Here is a 21,354-nt window from a genome sequence, read left to right as displayed (position 1 = left end):
CCTTTTCCTGAAATCATCCCTTAGAAAGGTTAAATAGCGGCATCTATATCTGCTGGTAGTGTACTGTTCCCTTCCCCCAGAGTTCGTTGCAGCAAAACCGTATCCAGCCAGCGACCATGCTTGAAGCCAACGTCTTTCAGCGTGCCTATTTCTGTAAATCCGACCTGCTGATGGACTTTGAGCGACCCCTGATTATTGCTGTCGCCGACCATGGCAATTAACTGTCGATAGCCGTGCGTTTCGGCCCAGTCAATGACATGGCGCAGTAGCGCTTTTCCCGCTCCCTGACGCTGCGCCGCCGGGTCAATGTAAATTGAATCTTCGAGGGTATAGCGGTAGGCATAACGTTCGCGGTAGCGAGTGAGATAACAATATCCTATGACCCTGTCTTCCTGCAGAGCGACAATCCACGGCAACCCCAGACTATGAATTTTTTCCAGCCGAGCCAGCATTTCGTGGGTATCCGGTGGGTCAGTTTCAAAGCTGCCTGTACCGTGAATAACGTGGTGTGCATAGATATCGCGTATGGCGGGGATGTGTTTTTCTTCTGCATTAACGATTTTCATCGACCAACTCCTGGTGGCATCTTTTTTCAGATTACCTGAAAGTCTGAAAGGAAGGTAAGCGCAAAAAGTTATGCTTCAATCAGGAGCTCACAATGAAATTAAGCTTGTTAATAGTAAGGGTAAAAATAATTGTGGTTAATGCTGTCAATAGCAAGTCAGGGTGATAAATAGAGAAGCTGATAAATTTTCAGACCAATATGGCCGGATGAAAAAATACTATCATTCAATTGTGAATTAATAAACCACTTTGATTTCATGGTATTATCACTGTGCCTAATGTTAATCGTGGCTGTACCTTTAATTTGACTTCATCAATACTGCCTGTAAATTAAAATTACGTTGTCGAGTTTGTCTCATTATTTTTATAGTGATAAGAGTGGTTGCTATCAGAACTTTCTCTATTCATACCAAATAGTTACTGTGCAAACAGTTACGGAGTGTAGCTATGTTACCCAACAATAGTTTGCATCGTCACATGGCTTCGTCACGGAAAATTAATCTAAATCCAGAATGCAATCCCAAGAGTATTAGGATAATTTAGTTTAAAATACTTTTTTTGCCTAAGCATTATCTTATTACATAGCCATGAACTACGTTGAGTGATAAAATTCTCGAGTTTATGCCTCCTTTCCAAGGATTAGAGGGCGAGGCAAAGGTAGTCAATAAGACGAAAGAATTAATTGCTTCATAACCCTATTACGAAATAAGCGGCAGTGCGTCTTACATGGTCGGCAACCGTCAGGGATTGACTGTAACTTATTGAAAACGCTTATTTTTACTCTGATGTAAGATATAAGGGCAGATATGTTAAGTATGCGTCGACATGCCAACTTCATTAAACGTTTTAAGTCTGTAAGCTGTTTATTTACGGTAAGCATTCTTTTCCCGATGCCAATCTCTGCGGCGGTATCAGATTATGATGCTTTAGTTATTGAAGCACGGGGAGGTAATAGTGCACCGCTATTACGTTTCCTTGAGGATCAGGGAAAGAAAAGCGCACTAACGCCCAATCAGGTTGCCGACTGGCTGCAAGTTTCCAGTTGGGTCGATAACAACGATAAAACCACAATTGAAATCTGGCAGCAGTATCGTGGACAGATGAATATACCTGCCCGGGGAAAAGTCGCTGCTGCACGAGCGTATCGCAATCAGAAGAACTGGAATGATTCTTTAGCCGTCTGGGAAAGTGTTTTACAGGAAGAGCCTGATAACGTTGATGTTCGTACCGGCTGGATAATGACGTTGGCGGATGCTCGCTACAATCAGCAAGCCCTTACTGAAGCGAATAAATGGGCGCAGGCACATCCCGGGGCTGATTCTGATGCGCTACTTGCCTATGTCTACCATTCGCAGGGAAAAAACTGGGATGCATTGTTAGTCGCCAGCCAGGCGGATGACGTCGATCCGGGCAACAAAAATGCAAAATCCACATTGCTGTCTGCGCTGTCAGCAAACCGCGTTTCCGGGCCCGCCTTAAATATGGCAGAGGTGGTACCAACGGCAGACCCGGTGAAGCGTCGCCTTGAGCTTGATGCCGCAGCAGAAATGGTACGTTCCTCCTATACGTCCGCACGTAATGAAGAAGAACGGTTTATCGTGGCCGATAAAGCGCTGGCCCGTTATGACCAGTTGCTGGCTGCCTGGAAGGATGAACCGTCCGCGCAGAATGATGTCCGTCGGGCCAGAATTGACCGCATGGGCGCCTTGTTGGTGCGTAAGCGTACTGCCGAAGTTATTCAGGAATATGATTCGCTGTCCGCAAGTGGTGAAGTGCCAAACTATGCTAAACGCTGGGTGGCATCAGCATGGTTGAGCGAACGCCAGCCGGAAAAAACCGAAGCGATGCTAACGAGCATCTATTATCCGAACGGACCGATTCCGGTTACGCCGCTCGGTCCTGAGGATCAACAGGATCTGTTCTACGCGCATATCGATAATGAAAACTTTGATGCGGCGAAAAAGCAGGTCGATGCGTTAATCAAAGACAGCCCGTACCTGCGACGCATCTATGGTTCGCCAACGCCGCAGCCTAACGATAACTGGCTGCTCGGACAGTCGCTGCTGACGCAATATCATATCGCAGCCAATGAACTGCCGGAGGCAGAAAAACTCGCTGAGCATCTGGCACGCACAGGCTCAGGTAACCAAGGGCTGCGCATATCCTATGCTTCTGTTCTTGAAGCCCGTGGACTGCCGCATGCGGCGGAGAAAGAGCTGAAGCTGGCGGAAGTGATTGAACCCAGTAACCTGGAACTGGAGCGTCAGCAGGCTTATGTGGCGCTGGATCTCCAGGAGTGGAAGCAGGCCGATGAACTGACGGATGACGTTATTGCTCGCAGCCCGGATGATGAAGCGACGCTGCGCCTCGCGCGTATTCGTGATGTGCATAAAATGTCGGAAGTACGTATTAGCGGCACGCAGGGGATCTCGTCCGATAGTCCGGTCAGCGGTAAGAATGATTTCAACATCAACACGGCGATTTACAGCCCGCCAATTGACGACAACTGGCGACTGTTTACCGGATTCAACTTCGCTACCGGTGAATTTGAGGAAGGGAAGGGCATCAGCCGCGATCTGGCGGCGGGTGCAGAATGGACTTCCCGTGATTACTGGGCCGAAATGGAAGTGTCTGGCCGAAATTATGGTGATGGTCAGAAGATTGGTGGGCGTCTATCTGGCTGGCATGACTTCAATGACAACTGGCGCGTTGGCGGTTCGGCCGAGCGTCTTTCGCGCAACACACCACTGCGCGCGCTGCGTAGCGGCGTGTATGCCAACGGCGGCGATATGTTTGTCCGCTGGTATCAAAACGAACGACGTGAATATCAACTGTCGTTTGCCGCATCACATTTCTCGGACGGTAACGATCGCATCGAATACGGGCTGAGCGGAAAAGAGCGCATGTGGACTACACCGCGCTTCACGCTGGACTTTACGCCGGGCATTGGCGGGAGCACCAACACCAAAGAAAATGTGCCGTATTACAACCCGAAGAGTGATTTTTCGGTTGTCCCTGGCCTGAGCGCGGAGCAGGTTCTTTACCGCCACTATGACACAGTCTGGACGCAGCAAGGTCTGGCTGGCGTAGGTGGCTACTGGCAGCAAGGTGAAGACGCAGGCGCTATCGTCCAGGTGGGGTACGGACAACGGCTGAAATGGAACAACGTCGTAGATGGCGGGGTGATGCTGGTTTGGGATAAACGCCCCTACGACGGTAAACGTGAGCGGAATATCTCCCTCGCTTTCGATTTAAATGTCAGGTTTTAAGGATTGTTCATGCTGAAAAGATGCCTGTGGCTTAGCGCATTAATCGCTGGCTGGTTGATGATTACCGCGTGCAGTAGCGCGCACAATACAACGCCTCGCTATGTTCCTCCCGCAGAGAGAACGCCGTTGACGGCAGATCATCCATGGCCGAAAAACAGCTTCCTGGTGCTCGGCTACCATGATGTTGAGGATGGCGCAGCCGACCAGCGCTACCTCTCCGTACGCACCAGCGCGTTGAGCGACCAGATGGCCTGGCTGCGTGATAATGGCTATAACCCGATCAGCGTGCAGCAAATTCTGGACGCCCATGACGGTAAAATTGTGTTGCCGGAAAAAGCGGTCTTACTCACCTTTGACGACGGATACAGCAGTTTTTATACCCGCGTCTGGCCGCTGCTGAAAGCCTACAACTGGCCTGCGCTCTGGGCGCCAGTGGGCAGTTGGGTTGATTCTCCAGCCAATAAAAAAGTCGATTTTGGCGGCTTGATGACGGCGCGAGATAAATTTGCCACCTGGAAGATGGTCGAGGAAATGGGCAAATCGCCGTTGGTGGAAGTGGGCGCGCACACCTGGAACTCGCATTTCGGTGCTGAGGCGAACCCGCAGGGAAGTAAAGAACCTGCGGTGGCGAACCGCCTTTTCGATAAGAAAACCGGAACTTACGAAACCGACGAACAGTACAATCGTCGCATTAATACTGATATCTCGCTGATTACCAATAAGATTAAATCGGTAACCGGGAAATCGCCGCGCGCGTGGGTATGGCCTTACGGTGCGGCTAACGGCACGACGTTAAACCTGGCCAAAGAGCATGGCTATAAGATGGCCTTTACGCTAAACGAAGGGCTGGCGAACGCCGCGTTTCTGGATGATATCCCGCGCGTACTGATCTCTGATAATCCGTCCCTCAAGCGCTTTGCCAGCCAGGTCGCTCAGGTACGTGAACCGCAAACGATGCGCGTCATGCACGTCGATCTGGATTACGTATATGACAAAGATCCTGCCCAGCAGAAGCGAAACATCGACAAGCTGATCCAGCGCGTTTATGACATGCGCATTTCTCATGTCTTCCTGCAGGCGTACGCCGATCCTAAAGGCGACGGGAATATTCGGGAACTCTATTTCCCTAACCGTTGGCTGCCGATGCGTGCCGATCTGTTTAACTATATCTCCTGGCAGTTACAAACGCGGGCCGGGGTGACGGTGTATGCCTGGATGCCGGTACTGGCTTTCGACCTCGATGCGTCCATTCCACGCGTGACGGCATGGGATCCGAAAACAGGACGCACTGCGATCAACCGCGAGAATTATGTGCGTCTGTCTCCCTGGGACAGCGAAGCGCGTAAACGCATTACTGAAATCTATGAAGATCTGGCAAAGCACGCCAGTTTCAAAGGGATTTTGTTCCACGACGATGCTTTCCTGACGGACTTTGAAGATGCGTCACCGGAGGCGTTAGCCGCCTACCGCGCCGCAGGTCTTCCGGGAAGTATTGAGCAAATCCGTAGCAACCCTCAGACCTTCGAGCGCTGGACGCGCCTGAAAAGTAAGATGTTGATCGACTTTACTAAGCAGCTGACGCAATCGGTACGCAATATTCGCGGTCCACAGGTAAAAACCGCGCGTAATATTTACGCCTTACCAGTGCTGGAGCCTGAAAGTGAAGCATGGTTTGCACAAAACCTGAATGATTTCCTCAATACCTATGACTGGACGGCGCCAATGGCGATGCCATTCATGGAACAGATCCCGGCTAATGATGCCAACGCCTGGCTCGACAGATTAGTGAATGCCGTTGCACAAACGCCCGGCGCGCTGGACAAAACCGTGTTTGAGCTGCAGGCACGAGACTGGCGCAAATCCGGGGACGAAGCAGAAATCAGTGGAAAACAAATAGCTGAATGGATGCGCCAGCTGAAACTTAGTGGTGCAGGTAACTACGGCTATTATCCGGATGATTTCATCAGCGACAAACCTGAGATGTCAGAGATTCGCTCGACGTTCTCCTCATACTGGTACCCGCAAAAATGACCGATCGCATTATTGCTTTCCTGATACTTTGCCTGATGTTCAGCCTGCCGTTTGGCGTGGCTGTCATCTTTACAGGTGAAGTCATGTTGAACTTCGTCTTCTTCTGGCCTTTATTCATGTCTGCATTATGGATAAGCGGCGGGGTCTATTTCTGGTTTTATCGTGAGCGTCACTGGAAATGGGGAGACGATACACCGCCACCAACGCTGGAGGGAAATCCGCTGGTTTCCATTCTGATCCCCTGTTTTAACGAAGGGATTAACGCGCGTGAAACCATTGAGGCTGCACTGGCACAGCGATATAAGAATATCGAAGTGATTGCCATCAACGATGGTTCGACGGATGACACGCACGACGTACTGGAACAACTGGCAGTGGAATACCCCAGCCTGCGGGTGATTCATCTGGCTGAAAACCAGGGTAAAGCACTGGCGCTCAAGACCGGTGCGGCCGCAGCGCGCAGTGATTACCTGGTGTGCATTGATGGCGATGCGTTACTGGATCGCGATGCCGTGGCGTATCTGGTGGCGCCGCTGATCCAGTTCCCGCGCGTTGGTGCGGTGACGGGGAACCCGCGTATTCGAACCCGCTCTACGTTAATCGGTCGTGTGCAGGTCGGTGAATTCTCTTCCATTATCGGCTTGATTAAGCGCACTCAGCGAGTCTATGGGCAGATCTTTACCGTTTCCGGCGTCGTTGCGGCGTTTCGTCGTCGCGCACTGGCCGAGGTCGGCTACTGGAGCCCGGACATGATCACCGAAGATATCGATATCAGTTGGAAGCTGCAGTTGCGCCACTGGTCGGTATTCTTTGAGCCGCGCGCGCTGTGCTGGATCCTGATGCCTGAAACGTTAAAAGGGCTGTGGAAGCAGCGCCTGCGCTGGGCGCAAGGTGGGGCGGAGGTGTTTATCGTTAACATGCGTCGTCTGTGGTCGTGGGAGTTCCGCCGTATGTGGCCGCTGTTTTTCGAGTTCTGCTTTTCTACCGCCTGGTCGTTTGCCTATGCGATCAGTATCGTGCTGTTCCTGTTGGGACTGATGATTCCGATGCCGGACTCGTTGTATGTACAACATCTGTTCCCGCCAGCCTTTACCGGACTTATTCTCGGTGTGGTCTGCTTAATACAGTTTGCGGTGAGTCTGATGATTGAACGACGCTATGAAAAAGGCATTGGCGCCTCGTTGTTCTGGATTATCTGGTTCCCTGTGGTGTACTGGATGCTAAGCCTGTTCACTACGCTGGTGGCTTTCCCGAAAGTGATGCTTAAACGCAAACGCGGCAGGGCGCGCTGGGTGAGTCCTGACCGTGGAATTGGGAGGATCGAATCATGAGCCAGCCACTGATCTTTACGGAACGGCGTCTACTGCCGCGCATCATCGACGTGCTGTTGACGGTCATCGCCTGGGTTGGTTTTTTATACCTGATCTATAAAGGGCTGATCACGGCCCTGGCGCATTCACCGTATATGGGCGTGCGTCCCTTTTTCACCACGCTGGATACGGTCACGTTTTATATCCTTGTCGCGCTGGTCAACGGACTGGTGCTGATCGGCTGGGCGAAATACAACCAGTTTCGCTTTCGGGTGGAGCGTCGCAGCCGTAGACCAGGACTGGAACACCATGAGCTGGCAGAAAGTTTACGCATTACCCGTGAACTGGTTACGGAGTTGAACAAAGCGAGGGTGCTGACGGTCCATCATCATGAGAATGGCGAAATCAGTCATATCGATGTGGACAAGCACATCGCCGATAACCGCCTGCCGCCGCCGACGCCTGCAATGCTGGAATATTTGCCGCCGGAGCGGGAGCCATCGTTACAAAAAGGGACTGAGTGATATTTCTGCTACCCGCCACTTCCTTCAGACTCGCATCGGTCTATGATTAGACTCAGACAATAAAAAATGCGAGGCAATGTCGTGGAAAAGGAACTACTTGATGCAGGCTACCGGGCCTATACCGGCGAGAAGATTGACGTCTACTTCAATACGGCGATATGTCAGCATTCAGGAAACTGCGTGCGGGGAAGCGCGAAGCTTTTCAATCTGAAACGCAAACCCTGGATAATCCCCGATGAAGTGGATGTCGCGACGGTTATTAAGGTCATCGATACCTGCCCAAGCGGTGCGCTGAAATATCGCCAGAAATAAGTGAGGGAATCATGGAAATTCTTGCAGGCCACAACAAATTTTATGTCAACGATGCCGAAGGCAATCAGGTTGCCGAGATTGTCTTTGTGCCGACGGGCGAGCATCTGAGTATCATTGAACATACCGATGTTGACCCCAGTCTGAAAGGTCAGGGCGTCGGCAAACAACTAGTGGCGAAGGTAGTGGAGAAAATGCGCGCTGAAAACCGCAAAGTGATTCCGCTGTGCCCGTTTGCCAAACATGAATTTGATAAAACCCGCGAGTACGACGATATTCGCGCCTGAAGTCTGATTTTCGCCGGATAGACTTATCCGGCATATTAGTCCCGATGCAGCAAATCCTGATAAATGCCCGTCAGTACCCCTTGCGGGCCAAACTCTTTTTTAATCCACTGGGTTACTCGACCGGTTGCCGAATGCTGGGTCGCCAGCAGCATCCGTGAATCCTGACGTGGATTGTGGATCTGTCGCGTGACCAGCAGCGACTTTTCCATCGCTTCGCGCACCATATAGTCCGGTAAAAAACCGATGCCTTCGCCCAGAATTTGGCACTGACATTTGGTATTAAAATCGGGAACCAGAATCGACTCCTGACCGTGTAACAGCCACCCGACCTTTTTGTTAATGGTGTGGGCGGTGTCTTCCACCATAATGTTCGGATACAAACGCAGCTGGCTCTCAGAAATCGGTTCAGGCATGAAAGCCAAGGGATGATCCGGGGCAATGGCGAACGACCAGCGAATAGCGCCGATCTCGGTATAATCAATCCCGCCGCCGTCCAGTAACGTATCGGGCGCGCCAATGGCGATATTGGCAAGGTTGTTGATGATCGAATCCCAGACGCCGTTATACACCTCGGTGGTGACGGTTATCTGGCAGGTAGGGAACTGTTTCTTGAGTACCTGCAGCAGTCGTGCCGTATGCTGTGGGGTGTACAACAACTGGTTAATACAGATGCGCACCCGGGCTTCAATGCCCTGAGCGATGGTATCAATGCTACGCTTAATCGCGTGGAAATCGTTGAGCAGGTCGGTGGCCTTGCGAAACAGATAGCGACCAGACTCAGTCAACTCAATGCTACGGGTGCTACGCGTAAACAGCACCACATCAAGCCCCATCTCCATGCGTTTAATGGTATAGCTAATTGCTGATGTGGTTAAGCCTAGCTCCTCCGCAGCTTTGCTGAAGCTGCTGTAGCGGGCAGCCATAGTAAATGCCAGCAGATTTTCCTCGGTAAAAATGGAATTCATCTTTTCTCCCTTCAGGCAACCAACACGCCCCGCCACATAATGATTGTTGAATGTATTTGTAATCCTTATACAGAGCAATCAGTTTTGAACAGAATTTAACACTAGTTTTACATTTAATTTGAAGGTAATCACACTTCTGCATATTAATTGCAGGCCGCTATCCGTGCAGCATACCGCCCGATTTGCCGGACTATTAATTAGTGGCAAAAAACGCCCCAGCCATAAGGGAAAGATTGCACTACAGCACGGTTTCCTCTCATTGTTAAATTTTATTCAATAATTGCCACGCTTACGATGAATGAAATTTAAGCGGATGTTATTCTCTACACTCTGTTGCTATTCTCAGCTTATCGGATATTTAAAAAGTCTAAAAAACTGCAGGAGAGCAATTATGTCAGAGAAAGAACTCATTACTGAATTTCTGCTGGCGGCAGAGCAAGGTAATGCCGATGGATTAAAATCCTGTCTGGCAAAAAATGTGGATATTAATGCCACGAACCGCCAGGGACGTACCGCTATTATTATTGCCAGCCTGAATAAGCATTATGACTGTGTTTCTTTATTGATTGCCGCCGGTGCCGATATTAATAAACAGGACCAAACCTGTTTTAATCCTTTCTTGATTAGCTGCCTGACTGACGATTTAACGCTGCTGCGTACCGTATTGCCTGCTAACCCCGACCTTAACTGCCTGAGTCGTTTTGGCGGCGTAGGCATTACGCCTGCCAGTGAAAAAGGTCATGTGGAGATTGTGCGCGAACTACTGCTGCGTACTGATATCAATGTCAACCATACCAACTTTGTTGGCTGGACGCCGCTTCTGGAAGCCATTGTGCTTAATGACGGCGGCGCGAAACAGCAGGAGATCGTCAAGCTGCTGCTCGATCATGGCGCGAATCCGCATATGACGGATAAATATGGTAAAACCCCGCTGGAACTGGCGCGGGAGAAAGGTTATCACGAAATTGCCGAGCTGCTGATTGCTGCCGGAGCCTGACAGAGGAGCGCCGCTATCGCTACGCCATCACGGCGATGCGTACAGGCGCTAACCGCAGATAGCGCGTTTCTCGCTTTCCGGGGGACGGGGCAAGTTGAACAGGTTTTTTCCCGCGCGGTGAACCTGTTGATACCTGGCCAGCAGCGACTGTTGACGTTGCTGAGTGAAGGTTGTGATAACGCGCCTAATAGCTGTCGGCTGGCGCTGACGCATTGCGCGGACCTGTTTCTCCCCGGTGAGCAGGTCAGATTTACCGAGTCGGGGATAGCCGTTGGCAAAGATAAATGGATAGAGACCTCTGGTTGCCTGCCGTGGCGCATACCACAGTGGACGCCAGATGCAGTAACCCTTGCCGCAGTCCGCTGGCAGCGCTGGGAAGAGGTAATCCGCCAACAGTTAAGCAGCGACGACACATTATTTTTGTATCAGGGGGACAACCCGTTTTATCAGGAAATCACCCGTCAATTACTCAACCGCCGACAAACACTAATAGCGGCGCTATATACGGGAGTAAATATTTCTACAGCGGCCAGCCATTTAATTGGTCTGGGAATTGGCCTGACGCCATCATCCGACGATTATTTAGTGGGCTTAAGCGCCATTTTATTAATCCCTGGTCATCCGCTGGAGAAATATCGTGGGGATTTTTTAGCGGCATTACAACGCGCCGGAAATAATACGACGCTACTTAGCAAAATAACGCTCGAAGAAGCTTTGCATCAACGTTATCGGGAAAGCGTCGTGCGGCTGCTGCAGCATATTATTACTGAGCAACAACCCGTTTCTACGCAATATATTACTGACATTAAAAATATCGGCTCAAGTTCTGGCTGCGACATGCTGTATGGCATGGCGGACGCCTGCGCCCTGAGCCACAGGTCCGGAGGGAATTATGTCGATCAGGATAGTTGTTAAAAAGAACACGTATTTTGATTCCGTTTCACTGATGTCTATCTCCACACGTGCAAATAAGCTCGATGGCGTTGAGCAGGCATTCGTGGCGATGGCCACGGAAATGAACAAGGGTGTGCTGAAGAATCTCGGCCTGCTGACGCCTGAACTGGAAGAGGCAAAAAGTGGCGATCTGATGATTGTCATTAAAGGTGCCAGCGAGGCGGCGAACGACCAGACGCTGGTGGCAATTGAAGATCTGTTTACGCATAAAGAGCAGGGCGGCCAGCATGAAGCGCGCTATGCCACGGTTGCTAGTGCCAAGAAGCATGTGCCTGACAGTAACCTGGCGGTGATCTCGGTCAATGGTTTGTTTGCGGCGCGTGAAGCGCGTCAGGCGCTGCAAAATAACCTCAACGTGATGCTGTTCTCGGACAACGTTTCTCTTGAGGATGAACTGGCGCTAAAACAACTGGCGCACGAAAAAGGGCTGTTGATGATGGGGCCAGACTGCGGAACCGCCATTATTAACGGCGCGGCGCTGTGCTTTGGCAACGCGGTACGTCGCGGCAACATTGGGATTGTTGGTGCGTCCGGTACCGGTAGCCAGGAACTGAGCGTACGTATTCACGAGTTTGGCGGCGGGATTTCCCAACTGATTGGCACCGGTGGTCGCGATCTAAGTGAGAAGATTGGCGGCCTGATGATGCTTGATGCGATTGGCATGCTGGAAGCCGATCCGCAAACCGAAATCATTGCGCTTATCTCTAAACCACCTGCCCCAGCGGTGGCGCGCAAGGTGCTGGAACGTGCGCGCGCCTGCCAAAAGCCAGTCGTGGTGTGCTTCCTCGGACGCGAAGCCGCGCCTGCGGATGAAAAAGGTCTGCAGTTTGCACGCGGTACCAAAGAGGCGGCGCTGAAAGCGGTGCTGCTGACCGGCGTGAAAAAAGAGAGCCTGGACCTGCATCCGCTCAACTGGCCGCTGATTGAAGAGGTCCGCGCCCGCCTGACCCCGCAGCAAAAGTATATCCGTGGCTTATTCTGCGGCGGCACGTTGTGTGATGAGGCGATGTTTGCTGCCATGGAAAAACACGCGCAGGTTTACAGCAACATTCATCCGGATCCGGCGTTCCGTCTGAAAGATCTCAACCGCAGCGTGGCGCATACCTTCCTTGATTTCGGTGATGACGATTTTACCAACGGTAAACCACACCCGATGATCGATCCCACCAACCGTATTAATCGTCTGTTGCAGGAGGCGCGCGATCCTGAAGTGGGCGTGATCGTGATGGACTTCGTGCTTGGATTTGGATCGCATGAAGATCCGGTCGGGGTGATGCTGGACGCGATCGTTGAAGCCAAAGCGATCGCCGCCGCAGAGGGGCGTCCGCTGGAAATCCTCGGCTATGTGCTGGGAACCGATCTCGATACGCCGTCGCTGGAAAAACAGTGCCAGATGCTGACCGACGCCGGGGTTATCTGGGCGAGCAGTAGTACCAACACCGGGTTGCTGGCGCGTGAATTTATTTGTAAAGGGGAGGAAGCCTGATGAGCCAGACACTGTTTAACCAGCCGCTGAACGTGATTAATGTCGGCATCGCGATGTTCAGCGATGACCTGAAAAAACAGAATGTGCCCGTGACTCAACTCGACTGGACGCCGCCGGGTCAGGGCAATATGCAGGTCGTGGCCGCGCTGGATGACATTGCTGATTCGCCGCTGGCGGACAAAATCGCGGCCGCTAACCAGCAGTCGTTGGAGCGCATCATCCAGTCGCATCCGGTGCTGATTGGTTATGACCAGGCCATCAACGTGGTGCCGGGCATGACCCGCAACACCATTTTGCACGCCGGCCCGCCGATCCGCTGGGAAAAAATGTGCGGCGCGATGAAGGGCGCGGTAACCGGGGCGCTGGTGTTTGAAGGGCTGGCGAAAGATCTGGATGAAGCCGCCGAACTGGCCGCCTCGGGAGAAATCATCTTCTCTCCGTGCCACGAGCATGACTGTGTTGGCTCGATGGCGGGGGTGACGTCGGCGTCGATGTTTATGCACATCGTGGAGAACAAAACCTACGGCAACCGCGCATATACCAATATGAGCGAGCAGATGGCGAAGATCCTGCGCATGGGGGCGAACGATCAGAGCGTTATCGATCGACTGAACTGGATGCGCGATGTGATGGGACCGATGCTGCGTGATGCTATGAAGCTGGCGGGTGAAATCGATTTGCGTCTGATGCTGGCGCAGGCGTTGCACATGGGCGATGAGTGCCATAACCGTAACAACGCCGGGACAGCGCTACTGATTCAGGCGCTAACGCCGTGGATTATCCAGACCGGTTATCCGGTTGAGCAGCAGCGCGAGGTATTCGAGTTCGTCCTCAGCAGCGATTACTTCTCCGGGCCGACCTGGATGGCGATGTGTAAAGCCGCGATGGATGCCGCACACGGCATTGAATACAGCACCGTGGTCACGACGATGGCGCGTAACGGCGTCGAGTTCGGTCTGCGCGTCAGCGGGTTGCCGGGGCAATGGTTTACCGGTCCTGCGCAGCAGGTGATTGGTCCAATGTTCGCGGGCTATAAGCCGGAAGATTCCGGGCGTGATATCGGCGATAGCGCGATTACCGAAACCTATGGCATTGGCGGTTTTGCCATGGCGACGGCGCCTGCCATTGTGGCGCTGGTCGGCGGTACGGTCGAGGAGGCGGTCGATTTCTCTCGCCAGATGCGCGAAATCACCCTCGGTGAAAACCCCAACGTTACCATTCCGCTGCTCGGTTTTATGGGTGTACCGACCGCTATCGACATTACGCGCGTGGGCAGCACCGGCATTTTGCCAGTGATCAACACCGCCATTGCGCACAAAGATGCGGGGATCGGCATGATCGGCGCCGGAATCGTTCACCCGCCGTTCGCCTGTTTTGAAAAGGCGATCCTCAACTGGCGTGACCGCTACTGCTAATAACAACAACCGGGGCTAACGGCGTTAGCCCCACAGTAGCAAAGCGTTAAACGTTGCTTACCTGCAGGGCTGGGCGATCTCCGCGATCGCAAACGATGCTTAACCTGTTAAGGATATTCCATGAACAGCATAAAACTAGAATGGAAACGTGGTGACTGGGCGGCTTACTTCGGGCTGATGACCAACAACCTGACGAACCTGCTGACAATGATGGGGCTGCTCATTTTTGTCGTCGGGATCCCTACCGAAATTGTCTATGGTCGCATTGCGCCTGCCTTTGGTCTGGCGGTGCTGGTGGCCAGCGTCTGCTACGCCTGGTTTGGCCTGCAAATGGCAAAACACACCGGACGTAATGACGTAACGGCGCTGCCGTCCGGTCCCAGCGCACCGTCGATCTTTACCGTGACCTTCCTGGTGCTGATGCCGGTTTATCAGCAAACCAAAGATGCCAACTTCGCCATCCAGATAGCGCTGGTATGGTGCTTTGTGGAAGCATTAATCCTGGTGGGCGGCTCCTTCCTTGGCGAGACCATCCGCAAGATGATCCCACGAACGGTACTGCTCTCTTGTTTATCCGGCCTGGGCCTGCTGCTGTTGGCGATGAACCCAATGCTGCAGGCATTTGAAGCGCCAACCGTTTCTTTCATCGTCCTGCTGCTGATCTTTATTAACTGGTTCGGTAAGAAGCCAATTTTTGCCCGCATTCCTACTGGTTTGCTGTTACTGATTGCCGGTACGGCCCTGGCGTGGATCTCGGGTTTGCAAAGCCCGGAAGCGATTAAAGCGTCGATGTCTTCTTTTGGCTTTAACCCACCGGAAATTCATGTCGACAGCTTCCTGCAAGGTTTGCCGCACGCGCTGCCGTATCTGGCTTCTGCGGTTCCTCTGGGTCTGGCGAACTACATTTTCGACCTCGAGAACATTGAAAGTGCGCATGCCGCGGGCGATGAGTACAACACCCGTAAGGTCATGATGGCGAACGGTTTTGCTTCCATGCTCGGCTGCATGCTGGGCAACCCGTTCCCGGTGACTGTGTATGTCGGCCATGCGGGCTGGAAAGCGATGGGCGCCAGCATCGGCTATACCCTCGCTTCGGGGATCACTATGTTCCTGGTGCCGCTGTTTGGTCTGGGGGCGTTTATGCTCGCCATTATTCCGATGACTGCGATAGTGCCAATTTTGGTGTTTATCGGCGTGGTGACCGCCAACCAGGTGGTGCGAGAAACGCCCAAAGTCGAGGTTCCCGTTATCTTCATCTGCCTGTTCCCGTGGATCGCTAACTGGGCGCTAACCATCGTTAATAGCGTGATGGGCGCGGCCGGTACGTCAGCCGGTAAGCTCGGTAGCGACCTGCTGCACAGCAAAGGCGTCTATTACGACGGGCTGGTGCATCTGGGAAGCGGCGCGCCGCTGGCCAGCATGTTGTGGGGCTGTGTCGCCATCTTCGCCATTATGAATAAGCCGTTGCGTGGGGCGATTGCCGCTGCCTTTGGCGCCCTGCTGTCGCTGTTTGGTGTGATCCACTCCCCGGCGGTCGGCTTTGCAGAGGGCAGTTCGATGATGTTTGTACTGGCCTACCTGATGATGAGCGGCATGTTTGTCCTCAAGCACGTGCTCGACAGTCGTGAAGCGGTGACTGCGCCTGAGCAACAACCGACGAAATCCACCTGAATCGTCTGCAAGCGGAAGATAACACTATGAAAGAACTTGTGGTCGTTGCCATTGGCGGCAACAGCATTATCAAAGATAACGCCAGCCAGTCGATTGAGCACCAGGCTGAAGCGGTGAAAGCAGTTGCGGACACGGTGCTGGAAATGTTGGCCTCGGACTACAACATTGTGCTGACGCACGGTAACGGACCGCAGGTGGGACTGGATCTGCGGCGGGCGGAAATCGCACACGAGCGTGAAGGGTTGCCACTCACCCCGCTGGCAAACTGCGTTGCCGATACGCAGGGCGGTATTGGTTATCTGATCCAACAGGCGCTGAATAACCGTCTGGCGCGGCGCGGTGAGCAGAAGGCAGTTACGGTGGTCACGCAGGTGGAGGTCGACAAAAACGATCCGGGCTTCGCGAATCCAACCAAACCTATCGGCGCGTTCTTTAGTGCAGCCCAGCGCGATGAACTGCTGCGGGTCAATCCGGGCTGGCGTTTTGTGGAGGATTCCGGGCGCGGCTACCGTCGGGTGGTCGCTTCGCCAGAGCCGAAGCGCATCGTCGAAGCGGAGGCGATTAAGGCGCTAACCCGGCAAGGCTTTGTGGTGATTGGCGCGGGCGGCGGCGGGATCCCGGTGGTGCGTGGTGAGCAAGGTGATTACCAGAGCGTGGACGCAGTGATTGATAAAGATCTTTCCACAGCGCTGCTGGCCCAGGAGATTAACGCCGACATTCTGGTGATCACCACCGGCGTCGAGCAGGTGTGTATTCACTTCGGTAAACCCAACCAGCAGGCGCTGGATACGGTGGATGTCGCCACGATGACCCGCTACATGCAGGAGGGGCATTTCCCACCGGGCAGCATGCTACCCAAAATCGTTGCCAGCCTGACATTCCTGGCACGCGGCGGTAAGCGAGTGATCATCACCACGCCGGAATGTCTGCCCGCCGCAATCCGCGGCGAAACGGGTACCCACATTGTCCATTCCTGAGAGGAGATGCGAATGAAAGAAAGTAACAGCCGCCGCGAATTTTTAAGCCAGAGCGGAAAAATGGTGACCGCTGCCGCGCTGTTTGGCGCAGTGGCTCCGGTCGCGTATGCTGCTAATCCTGTCGGGAACACCTGCGGGTCGAAGAGCACGATGACGATTAACGATAAACACTATTACCTGGACAACGTTCTGCTGGAAGCAGGGTTTGATTACGAAAACGCGGTGGTGGTACATACCCGTACCGCATTGCAAACCGTTGAAATCCAGGACGGGAAAATTGTTGCGCTGCGTGAGAATAAGCTGCATCCGGATGCGACGCTGCCGCACTACGATGCGGGTGGCAAGCTGATGCTGCCCGCCATGCGCGATATGCACATCCACCTGGATAAAACCTTTTATGGCGGTCCGTGGCGCTCACTGAACCGTCCGGCTGGCACCACTATTCAGGATATGATCCGCCTGGAACAAAAGCTGCTGCCTGAACTCCAGCCTTACACCCAGGAGCGCGCAGAAAAGCTCATCGATCTGCTGCAATCCAAAGGTACCTCGATCGCCCGCAGCCATTGCAACATCGAACCGGTTTCCGGGTTGAAAAACCTGGAAAACTTGCAGACGGTGTTGGCGCGTCGCCAGCCGGGTTTTGCCTGTGAAATTGTGGCATTTCCACAGCATGGCTTGCTGTTATCAAAATCAGAACCGCTGATGCGCGAAGCGATGCAGGCGGGGGCGCATTACGTTGGCGGTCTGGACCCAACCAGCGTGGACGGAGCGATGGAAAAATCCCTCGACACCATGTTCCAGATCGCGCTGGATTACGATAAAGGCGTGGATATTCACCTGCATGAAACCAGCCCGGCGGGCGTAGCGGCGGTGAATTACATGGTGGAAACGGTAGAGAAAACGCCGCAGTTGAAGGGCAAACTGACCATCAGCCACGCTTTCGCGCTGGCAACGCTGAACGAGCAGCAGGTTGACGCGCTGGCGACCCGTATGGCGGCGCAGCAGATTACCATTGCCTCGACGGTGCCGATTGGCACATTGCATATGCCGCTCAAACAGCTGCGTGACAAAGGCGTGGAGGTGATTACCGGGACCGACAGCGTGATTGACCACTGGTCGCCGTACGGGCTGGGAGACATGCTGGAGAAGGCGAATTTGTACGCGCAGCTCTATATTCGCCCCAACGAGCTTAACCTGTCGCGCGCGCTGTTTCTTGCCACCGGCGATGTGCTGCCGCTAAACGATAAAGGTGAACGCGTGTGGCCGAAAGCGCAGGATGAAGCCAGCTTTGTGCTGGTGGATGCCTCCTGTTCGGCAGAAGCGGTTGCCCGCATCTCCCCCCGCACCGCGACCTTCCATAAAGGGCGACTGGTATGGGGGAATGTCGCCAGCTAGCCTGGATTTACGCGCAGCGGCAATCGCTGCTGCGCGTTCTGTTCGTTAACCGACGATCCCCATATAGCCATGAATCCCCATATATAAGCCAACCATGGCGATGAGCGCGCTGGAAAAATAGGGCGCTTTGCGTGCCAGCGTGTTAAATCCACTCCAGCGTTTGGCCGCCTGCTGTACGCTGATTGCTGCGCCCACACCCACCGTCACCAGCGTCAATGCCAGTCCGAGGCTGAAGCACAGCACCATAGTCGCGCCCAGCGTGAAGGCTTTGAGCTGGATGCAAATCAGCAGCACCGTAATGGCGGCAGGGCAGGGGATTAACCCGCCGGTCAAACCAAATAGTAATATTTGGCCGTTAGTGACCTCTTTACCGGCAAAGCGGCGCTGAATGTCGGTGGCATGCGCCCGTTCGTGGGCATCCTGATACTCTTTTGAACCCTCGCTCAGCCCTGCCAGCGCGGCATGGTCATGATCGTGGTGATGGTGGTGGTGCTCGCCGTCGTGATCGTGATGATGATCGTGGTGGTGATGATCATGATGTTCGTGGCCATCATCGTGATGCGTCTGGGCCAGCCAGCTCTGCTCTCCCTGCCGGGTTCGCCAGAACATCCAGAATGCGGTGCCGAGAATGATAATCGCCGAGACAAACTGCAGCCATGGCTCAACGGCCTGGGCGGTAAACGCTTTGCTGATATACATCCCGCCGAGCGCGATCAACCACACCACTGCGGTATGCGACAGCGTTGCCGCCAACCCCAGCATCACTGCCTGTTTGATGGTGCCTTTAATGGCAATAATAAAAGCCGCCATCATCGTTTTCGAATGCCCCGGTTCCAGACCATGTAACACACCCAATAAAATCGCGCTGGGAATGAAAAACCAGGCGTTGCCTTGCTGAAGAAGCGTAGAAAACTCACCCATGAGAATGATTCTTAGTTGTTTAATTTCGCCCGATTCTACTCCCCCCCAGTATTAAATACTACCCCCCAGTAGAATGTCGATGGTATTGTCGCTACAGCCAGACGTTAAATAGGTAAAGTTATGTCACATACGATCCGCGACAAACAAAAGCTGAAAGCCCGAACCAGCAAGATTCAGGGGCAGGTAGCGGCGTTGAAAACCATGCTGGATGAACCGCATGAATGCGCGGCGGTATTGCAGCAAATAGCGGCGATCCGCGGGGCGGTAAACGGATTAATGCGTGAGGTGATTAAAGGTCATCTGACCGAGCACATTGTGCATCAGGGCGATGAAATAAAGCGCGAAGAAGATTTGGATGTGGTGCTGAAAGTACTGGATTCGTACATCAAATAAGTCAGTTTAACGGCTCATCCACATACAGGAATGAGCCGTTAAATACACGTTCTAGCCAAAAAACATCACAGATACACACAGCAACCCGACAATCAAAGTGATCAGATTACCCACTGAACGGTACGGCTTCAGCGCCGGGATCAGATAGGTAGATAATGTCGGCATGATAAACAAAATCATAGCGATGAGTGGCCCGCTAATGGCGTAAATCATTGAAATCGCATTAGGGTTAATGCAGCAGATGATGAACGTAATGGCCGAAACCAACATAATGGACAGGGCGCGGTTAAAGGCCCGGCTTTTCTTCACGCCCACCTGATGCAGCGACGTTTTTACCACTTCCGTTGCCCCTTCAATCACCCCAAAGTAGGTGCCAAGGAACGATTTTGACATCGCCACGACGGCGACGATAATCCCGGAAATTGACAGCCATGCCGGCGCGTTGGGCATCATCGATAGCGCTGACAGAATGGTCACGCCTTCATTTTTCGCGTCTTCAATATAGTGTGTCGGAATCGAAAGCAAACAGCTGAAGACGAAAAACAGTACGCTCAGGCAGATGATGATGTAGGCGACCTTCATGATTTTTTTGCATTTACCCATGGCCTGCTCGCCGTATTTCTCACGTCGGTCAATGGCGAACGTAGAGATAATTGGCGTATGGCTAAAAGCGAAAACCATCACGGGAATAGAGATCCAAACCTGATGAAGCGTGTGCTGATCGAAAGACATCTGGCCGGTGAGTAGCGTTGGCTGCCAGCTTCCGGTCAGGTAAAGCGAAAGGAACAAAAAGTAAGCAATCAGTGGGAATACCAGAAAGCCCATAACCCGAATGGTGGCTTGTCGGCCCATCAGAAAAATCAGGTTCAGCACCAGCACCACACCGAGACTGACCAGCATACGAACACGCAAATCGATAGTGATATGTTTTGCCAACTGTTCAGTGAGTGAATTGGTTATCGCCACAGCGTAGATCAGCACCACCACAAAGAAGGCAATAAAATAGAGGGTGGTGATCAGGTTGCCAATCTTCTTGCCGTAGTAGTGCGTAACCGCGCCGGTAATTCCTTCACCTGCCGAGGTTTTTGAGGACAGGATAAACTGGCACAGCGCCTTGTGCGGCCAGTAGGTTAAAGGCCAGGCGACGAGTGCGGTGATAAACAATACCACCGCGCCTGCAGAACCCAGCTGTATGGGGAGGAAGAGGGTTCCTGCGCCGACGGCAGTCCCATATAGTGCGAAGCTCCAGAGAGTCTCTTCTTTTGACCAAATTTTCGACATTATTTGAACGTATCAACTATAAAATAAACAAAAAGAAGCGCAATTTACCACAAATGAGAGGGGCTGGGGGAAGTGTGAACAAGTGGGCTGGTGAATAGATGAATAGTCGGAATCAAGATAATTCCGACTATTTATTGAATTATCAGGCAGTAACACGCTGCTGGCGACGCTTCATAACACGCTCGCGTAACGTGTCATAAGCCCAGTTATAGAACATGGTGTACGGCAGGAAGAACAGGAAGAAACCTATTTCCAGCGTGAATGCCTGAATCAGGCTGACGTTCAGCACATAGGCCACGATGCTCACCCCGATCACAATAAACCCGCTCTCGAAGCCTAAGGCGTGAAAGGCTCGAATTTTCGCCGTACGTTTTACCCGATGCGACGGCCATAAGCGGTCAAACAGAGCGTTATAAATGATATTCCAGATCATTGCCGTGGTAGCCAGAATAATTGTCAGCCCGCCCATTTCCAGCACCGAGCGCTGCATCAGCCACGCGGTGGTTGGCGCAAGGATCGCGGTGGCAATGCCTTCAAAGCAGACGGCATGAAAAATACGCTCCACTAGCGAGCGACGTTGGACTGTATCGTGTTGCATAACCTAA

The 21,354-nt window shown here is 52.9% G+C and carries 19 protein-coding genes; 14 read left to right on the top strand and 5 right to left on the bottom strand.

Annotated features, from left to right (window positions below; translation table 11 throughout):
• Positions 1-29: 29 nt before the first annotated feature.
• Positions 30-566 (bottom strand): GNAT family N-acetyltransferase, encoded by a 537-nt coding sequence (locus FDW92_RS14940; protein ID WP_042310841.1) that lies wholly within the window; start codon positions 564-566, stop codon positions 30-32.
• A gap of 804 nt (positions 567-1,370) precedes the next feature.
• On the opposite strand from FDW92_RS14940, the gene pgaA reads away from it, so the two are divergent.
• The 6 genes from pgaA (at position 1,371) to FDW92_RS14910 (ending at position 8,294) form a co-directional block, all read left to right on the top strand.
• Positions 1,371-3,833 carry a poly-beta-1,6 N-acetyl-D-glucosamine export porin PgaA gene (gene pgaA / locus FDW92_RS14935; RefSeq protein WP_042310839.1) on the top strand — a complete coding sequence of 821 codons (2,463 nt, stop codon included), beginning with the start codon at positions 1,371-1,373 and terminating at the stop codon, positions 3,831-3,833.
• 9 nt (positions 3,834-3,842) lie between these two features.
• Entirely contained in the window at positions 3,843-5,864 is a 2,022-nt protein-coding gene (pgaB, locus tag FDW92_RS14930; protein ID WP_042310836.1) for a poly-beta-1,6-N-acetyl-D-glucosamine N-deacetylase PgaB, read from the top strand.
• A complete protein-coding gene (gene pgaC / locus FDW92_RS14925) occupies positions 5,861-7,195 on the top strand; it encodes a poly-beta-1,6-N-acetyl-D-glucosamine synthase (protein ID WP_061382400.1) in 1,335 nt (444 codons plus the stop codon). The genes pgaB and pgaC overlap by 4 nt, the downstream gene beginning before the upstream one ends.
• On the top strand, positions 7,192-7,698 hold the full coding sequence (pgaD, locus tag FDW92_RS14920; RefSeq protein ID WP_042310833.1) for a poly-beta-1,6-N-acetyl-D-glucosamine biosynthesis protein PgaD: 507 nt from the start codon (positions 7,192-7,194) through the stop codon (positions 7,696-7,698). Before pgaC ends, pgaD begins: the two co-directional genes overlap by 4 nt.
• Before the next feature lie 81 nt (positions 7,699-7,779).
• Complete coding sequence (gene yjdI / locus FDW92_RS14915; protein WP_032940569.1) at positions 7,780-8,010, top strand: 4Fe-4S mono-cluster protein YjdI; 231 nt, start codon at positions 7,780-7,782, stop codon at positions 8,008-8,010.
• 11 nt (positions 8,011-8,021) lie between these two features.
• Positions 8,022-8,294 carry a GNAT family N-acetyltransferase gene (locus FDW92_RS14910; RefSeq protein ID WP_003033869.1) on the top strand — a complete coding sequence of 91 codons (273 nt, stop codon included), beginning with the start codon at positions 8,022-8,024 and terminating at the stop codon, positions 8,292-8,294.
• A 35-nt stretch (positions 8,295-8,329) separates the two neighbouring features.
• Here the strand turns inward: FDW92_RS14910 and FDW92_RS14905 are convergent, their stop codons facing one another.
• Positions 8,330-9,259, bottom strand: a complete 930-nt coding sequence (locus FDW92_RS14905) for a LysR substrate-binding domain-containing protein (protein ID WP_042310830.1) — start codon at positions 9,257-9,259, stop codon at positions 8,330-8,332.
• A 391-nt stretch (positions 9,260-9,650) separates the two neighbouring features.
• Here FDW92_RS14905 and FDW92_RS14900 point away from each other — a divergent pair, with 391 nt between their 5' ends.
• The 7 genes from FDW92_RS14900 to FDW92_RS14870 all read left to right on the top strand — a co-directional run bounded on the left by FDW92_RS14900 (position 9,651) and on the right by FDW92_RS14870 (position 18,154).
• Positions 9,651-10,256, top strand: coding sequence for an ankyrin repeat domain-containing protein (locus FDW92_RS14900; protein WP_042310828.1), 606 nt, complete (start codon positions 9,651-9,653; stop codon positions 10,254-10,256).
• Between the two features lie 126 nt (positions 10,257-10,382).
• Positions 10,383-11,171 carry a DUF2877 domain-containing protein gene (locus FDW92_RS14895; RefSeq protein ID WP_042311162.1) on the top strand — a complete coding sequence of 263 codons (789 nt, stop codon included), beginning with the start codon at positions 10,383-10,385 and terminating at the stop codon, positions 11,169-11,171.
• Positions 11,149-12,696 (top strand): acyl-CoA synthetase FdrA, encoded by a 1,548-nt coding sequence (gene fdrA / locus FDW92_RS14890; protein ID WP_042310825.1) that lies wholly within the window; start codon positions 11,149-11,151, stop codon positions 12,694-12,696. The genes FDW92_RS14895 and fdrA overlap by 23 nt, the downstream gene beginning before the upstream one ends.
• Positions 12,696-14,111 (top strand): DUF1116 domain-containing protein, encoded by a 1,416-nt coding sequence (locus FDW92_RS14885; RefSeq protein ID WP_042310823.1) that lies wholly within the window; start codon positions 12,696-12,698, stop codon positions 14,109-14,111. Before fdrA ends, FDW92_RS14885 begins: the two co-directional genes overlap by 1 nt.
• Before the next feature lie 120 nt (positions 14,112-14,231).
• Positions 14,232-15,782: a hypothetical protein gene (locus FDW92_RS14880; RefSeq protein WP_038633383.1), complete on the top strand. Its 1,551-nt coding sequence runs from the start codon at positions 14,232-14,234 to the stop codon at positions 15,780-15,782.
• Between the two features lie 26 nt (positions 15,783-15,808).
• A complete protein-coding gene (locus tag FDW92_RS14875) occupies positions 15,809-16,759 on the top strand; it encodes a carbamate kinase family protein (RefSeq protein WP_042310821.1) in 951 nt (316 codons plus the stop codon).
• Between the two features lie 12 nt (positions 16,760-16,771).
• Complete coding sequence (locus FDW92_RS14870; protein ID WP_042310819.1) at positions 16,772-18,154, top strand: amidohydrolase family protein; 1,383 nt, start codon at positions 16,772-16,774, stop codon at positions 18,152-18,154.
• Positions 18,155-18,199: 45 nt separating this feature from the next.
• On the opposite strand, the gene FDW92_RS14865 is transcribed toward FDW92_RS14870, so the two are convergent.
• Positions 18,200-19,075: a nickel/cobalt efflux protein RcnA gene (locus FDW92_RS14865; protein WP_042310818.1), complete on the bottom strand. Its 876-nt coding sequence runs from the start codon at positions 19,073-19,075 to the stop codon at positions 18,200-18,202.
• A 120-nt stretch (positions 19,076-19,195) separates the two neighbouring features.
• On the opposite strand from FDW92_RS14865, the gene rcnR reads away from it, so the two are divergent.
• Positions 19,196-19,468: a Ni(II)/Co(II)-binding transcriptional repressor RcnR gene (gene rcnR, locus FDW92_RS14860; protein WP_003825567.1), complete on the top strand. Its 273-nt coding sequence runs from the start codon at positions 19,196-19,198 to the stop codon at positions 19,466-19,468.
• A gap of 51 nt (positions 19,469-19,519) precedes the next feature.
• On the opposite strand, the gene FDW92_RS14855 is transcribed toward rcnR, so the two are convergent.
• Both FDW92_RS14855 and FDW92_RS14850 read right to left on the bottom strand, forming a co-directional pair.
• Positions 19,520-20,749 carry an amino acid permease gene (locus tag FDW92_RS14855; protein WP_042310816.1) on the bottom strand — a complete coding sequence of 410 codons (1,230 nt, stop codon included), beginning with the start codon at positions 20,747-20,749 and terminating at the stop codon, positions 19,520-19,522.
• Positions 20,750-20,891: 142 nt separating this feature from the next.
• On the bottom strand, positions 20,892-21,347 hold the full coding sequence (locus FDW92_RS14850) for a multidrug/biocide efflux PACE transporter (RefSeq protein ID WP_042310814.1): 456 nt from the start codon (positions 21,345-21,347) through the stop codon (positions 20,892-20,894).
• Between the last annotated feature and the right edge of the window lie 7 nt (positions 21,348-21,354).

Origin of the sequence: Citrobacter sp. wls706 (assembly GCF_005281305.1) — a bacterium.
GTDB lineage: Bacteria > Pseudomonadota > Gammaproteobacteria > Enterobacterales > Enterobacteriaceae > Citrobacter > Citrobacter werkmanii.
This window is presented reverse-complemented; position numbering and strand designations above follow the sequence as displayed.

Bases quoted from the DNA above. Each gene is read 5' to 3' on its own strand.
- FDW92_RS14940 (WP_042310841.1), bottom strand. From the start codon at position 566: ATGAAAATCGTTAATGCAGAAGAAAAACACATCCCCGCCATACGCGAT.
- pgaA (WP_042310839.1), top strand. From the start codon at position 1,371: ATGTTAAGTATGCGTCGACATGCCAACTTCATTAAACGTTTTAAGTCT.
- pgaB (WP_042310836.1), top strand. From the start codon at position 3,843: ATGCTGAAAAGATGCCTGTGGCTTAGCGCATTAATCGCTGGCTGGTTG.
- pgaC (WP_061382400.1), top strand. From the start codon at position 5,861: ATGACCGATCGCATTATTGCTTTCCTGATACTTTGCCTGATGTTCAGC.
- pgaD (WP_042310833.1), top strand. From the start codon at position 7,192: ATGAGCCAGCCACTGATCTTTACGGAACGGCGTCTACTGCCGCGCATC.
- FDW92_RS14910 (WP_003033869.1), top strand. From the start codon at position 8,022: ATGGAAATTCTTGCAGGCCACAACAAATTTTATGTCAACGATGCCGAA.
- FDW92_RS14905 (WP_042310830.1), bottom strand. From the start codon at position 9,259: ATGAATTCCATTTTTACCGAGGAAAATCTGCTGGCATTTACTATGGCT.
- FDW92_RS14900 (WP_042310828.1), top strand. From the start codon at position 9,651: ATGTCAGAGAAAGAACTCATTACTGAATTTCTGCTGGCGGCAGAGCAA.
- fdrA (WP_042310825.1), top strand. From the start codon at position 11,149: ATGTCGATCAGGATAGTTGTTAAAAAGAACACGTATTTTGATTCCGTT.
- FDW92_RS14885 (WP_042310823.1), top strand. From the start codon at position 12,696: ATGAGCCAGACACTGTTTAACCAGCCGCTGAACGTGATTAATGTCGGC.
- FDW92_RS14880 (WP_038633383.1), top strand. From the start codon at position 14,232: ATGAACAGCATAAAACTAGAATGGAAACGTGGTGACTGGGCGGCTTAC.
- FDW92_RS14875 (WP_042310821.1), top strand. From the start codon at position 15,809: ATGAAAGAACTTGTGGTCGTTGCCATTGGCGGCAACAGCATTATCAAA.
- FDW92_RS14870 (WP_042310819.1), top strand. From the start codon at position 16,772: ATGAAAGAAAGTAACAGCCGCCGCGAATTTTTAAGCCAGAGCGGAAAA.
- FDW92_RS14865 (WP_042310818.1), bottom strand. From the start codon at position 19,075: ATGGGTGAGTTTTCTACGCTTCTTCAGCAAGGCAACGCCTGGTTTTTC.
- rcnR (WP_003825567.1), top strand. From the start codon at position 19,196: ATGTCACATACGATCCGCGACAAACAAAAGCTGAAAGCCCGAACCAGC.
- FDW92_RS14855 (WP_042310816.1), bottom strand. From the start codon at position 20,749: ATGTCGAAAATTTGGTCAAAAGAAGAGACTCTCTGGAGCTTCGCACTA.
- FDW92_RS14850 (WP_042310814.1), bottom strand. From the start codon at position 21,347: ATGCAACACGATACAGTCCAACGTCGCTCGCTAGTGGAGCGTATTTTT.